Raw genomic sequence first — 2,592 nt, 5'->3', positions numbered from 1 at the left:
CCGCCGGGCAGTGCCTGGGTCGGCTCCGCCGCACCGGCCGGGCCGGCACCGGTGCCGGCGCCCGCGCCGGTTCCGGGCACCTTCACCGGCGAGGGGTCGGGCAGCAGCATGCCGCCCACGCCGTAGGCGGCGGTGCGCTCCTGCGGGCCGGCGTAGTCACCGAGCCCGGTGGCCACCACGCGCAGCGCGCGGGCCAGGCTCTCCGCACCGGGCCGCTCGTCCGGGCGCTTGCGCAGGCAGCGGTCGATCACTGTCCACAGCGGGTCGGGCACGCCCTCGGGACGGGACGGTGGCTCCACCAGATGCCGCTGGATCACCTCCAGCGCGGTGCCGCCGGAGAACGGGGTACGGCCGGAGACCAGCTCGTAGAGCAGGACGCCGACGCCGTAGATGTCAACCGCCGAAGTCTGTTCCCGGCCCTCCGCGGTCTCCGGCGCGACATAGGAGGGAGTGCCGATGAACTCGTGGGTCCGGGTGACGCCCGGGGAGTCGGCGAGCCGCGCGATGCCGAAGTCGGTGAGCATCGGCCGCAGCACCTCGCCGCCGGAGGCCGGGTCCCGGTCGGTGGCCAGCAGCACGTTGGCCGGCTTGAGATCGCGGTGCACCACGCCCCGGGCGTGCGCGGCGGCCAGCGCGTCGGCGATCTGCGCGGTGATCAGGGCGGCGGCCACCGGGGTGAGTGCCCCGTTCTCGTGCAGGTAACGGTGCAGGTCCGGGCCTTCGACCAGATCCATCACCAGGGCGAGCAGATCGCCCTCCACGACGATGTCGCGGAACCGGACGATGTTGCCGTGGCCGTCCTGGCCGAGCCGGAGCAGCACCGAACGCTCGCGCAGAAAGCGCATGACCACGTCCGGGTCCTGGGCCAGCTCCTCCTTCAGGACCTTGATCGCCACCCACTCACCTGGGTGCCCCGGCACGGCCGCCTCCTCGCCGGCGGCCTCCCGCCGGCGACCGCGCCAGACGGTACCGGTGGCGCCGCGACCGAGCGGCGGCTCCTCTAGCAGGTACTTGCTGCCGACCGGCCGCACGCGTGCTCCCTGGTGTTCGGTGGTGGACGTGGGTGTGCTGGAGATGGCCGTGGGCGGCCGTGGGACACCCGGTGACCATGCGTGCCGGCGCCCCGGGGTATCGCGGTGAGGTTCCCCCCGGCCGCCCCGGTACCGCCGCCCGGGTGTCATGCCCCCGGCCTCCCTACTGTAATGGGGCCGCGGAAACCGGCGCCGGGGCCGGGCGGCCCTGGCTACGGTGTCCCCATGATGACCGTGCCCCATCCGGACCCCGGTCTGTCGCTGAGCCTGCGCGGCCTGGAGCCGGCCGACGAGCCGGCGGTGCTCGCGCTGTACGAGCGGTGCACCGACTGGTTCCGGCGTGCCACCGGTCTGCCGCCCGGACCGGGTGACGTGCAGAGCCTGTACTACGCGCTTCCCGAGGGCGCCGATTTTGACCGGAAACGGCTGCTGGTGGTGGAGAGCGGCGCGGCGCCGGGGGCACCGGGTGACATCGTGGGGCTGATCGACGCGGTGCTGGGTCATCCCGGGCCGGACGGCTGCGCGGTCGGTGTGTTCCTCGTCGATCCGCGGCTGCGGGGCCGCGGCGTCGGGCGGGCAGTGGCCCGGCGGCTGCTGGAGCGGGCCGCGGCCGGGGGTGTGCGCCGGGTGACGGCCTCGCTGGTGGCGGGCGAGGAGGGCGGGCGCGCGCTGCTCACCGCGCTGGGTTTCCGTATCGTGCCGGGCGCACCCGGCGGGGGCCCCACCGGCGCCAACCGCAACCCGGGTCCGTACGAGGGGCCTGTGCTGCGCGCCGAGCTAACGATCAGTTCCGGTCACATCTGAGCAATCAAGATCATGAAGGGTTGCTTGCGGCGCGGGCTGTCAGTGACTGATGCGAGGATTCTTGAAGCATCAGATGTCGATGCGACCGGGAGGGCCGATGCAGATCTGGTTGACCGTTCTCGGGCCGCAGGGCGGCGCGGGCACCGATGTGACGGTCACCGCTGCCGCCGGCACCCCGCTCGCCGAGGTGCTGGGCGAGCTGGCCGCCGCCGCGGCGCCCGGGAGCGGTGCCCCGGGGCCCGTGTACTGCGGGGCCCGGCGGCTTGATCCGGCCCGCGCGCCGCTCGGCCGCCCCCCGCTGGTGGACGGCGCGGTGCTGGCCTTCCAGCGCCCGGTCGATCCGGTCGAACCGGCCGAGGCGCCCGCCCGGCTGCTGGTGCTCTCCGGGCCGGACGCCGGCGGTGTCCATCTGCTGCACGGCGGCCAGATCCGCATCGGCCGCTCCAGCCGGGCCGATGTCCCGCTGGACGATCCCGACGTCTCCCGTCTGCACTGCGAGATCACGGTCGCCGAGGACGGCACCATGACCGTGCGGGATCTGGGCTCCACCAACGGCACCGCCCTGGTCGCCGCCCCCTGGGCGGCGGCGGGGATGGATGCGGCCCGCCCCGTCCCGGGCGAGCCGGTGCCCCTGCCGCCCGGCGGTGAGCTGCGGATCGGCGAGTCGGTGCTGCGGGTCGCCGCGGATGCCGCCGTGCCGCCCGGCTCCCGGGGCCTCCCGCACCCGGCCCCCCAGGGGCCGGTGAGCCGCCCCGGG

General features: G+C 75.2%; 3 protein-coding genes. 2 read left to right on the top strand and 1 reads right to left on the bottom strand.

Going from position 1 to position 2,592, the window contains the following annotated elements; translation table 11 throughout:
- A partial coding sequence (locus GQS09_RS27890; protein ID WP_165990297.1) for a serine/threonine-protein kinase occupies window positions 1-1,031 on the bottom strand: 1,031 nt, incomplete at its 3' end.
- Window positions 1,032-1,256: 225 nt separating this feature from the next.
- On the opposite strand from GQS09_RS27890, the gene GQS09_RS27885 reads away from it, so the two are divergent.
- Together GQS09_RS27885 and GQS09_RS27880 are read left to right on the top strand one after the other, a co-directional pair.
- Complete coding sequence (locus GQS09_RS27885) at window positions 1,257-1,835, top strand: GNAT family N-acetyltransferase (protein ID WP_165990296.1); 579 nt, start codon at window positions 1,257-1,259, stop codon at window positions 1,833-1,835.
- 97 nt (window positions 1,836-1,932) lie between these two features.
- The coding region (locus GQS09_RS27880) for an FHA domain-containing protein (RefSeq protein WP_165990295.1) at window positions 1,933-2,592 on the top strand (660 nt) is incomplete at its 3' end.

The sequence above is a fragment of the Streptomyces sp. YIM 98790 genome (assembly GCF_011421595.1).
GTDB lineage: Bacteria > Actinomycetota > Actinomycetes > Streptomycetales > Streptomycetaceae > Streptomyces.
This window is presented reverse-complemented; position numbering and strand designations above follow the sequence as displayed.

Bases quoted from the DNA above. Each gene is read 5' to 3' on its own strand.
- GQS09_RS27885 (WP_165990296.1), top strand. From the start codon at position 1,257: ATGATGACCGTGCCCCATCCGGACCCCGGTCTGTCGCTGAGCCTGCGC.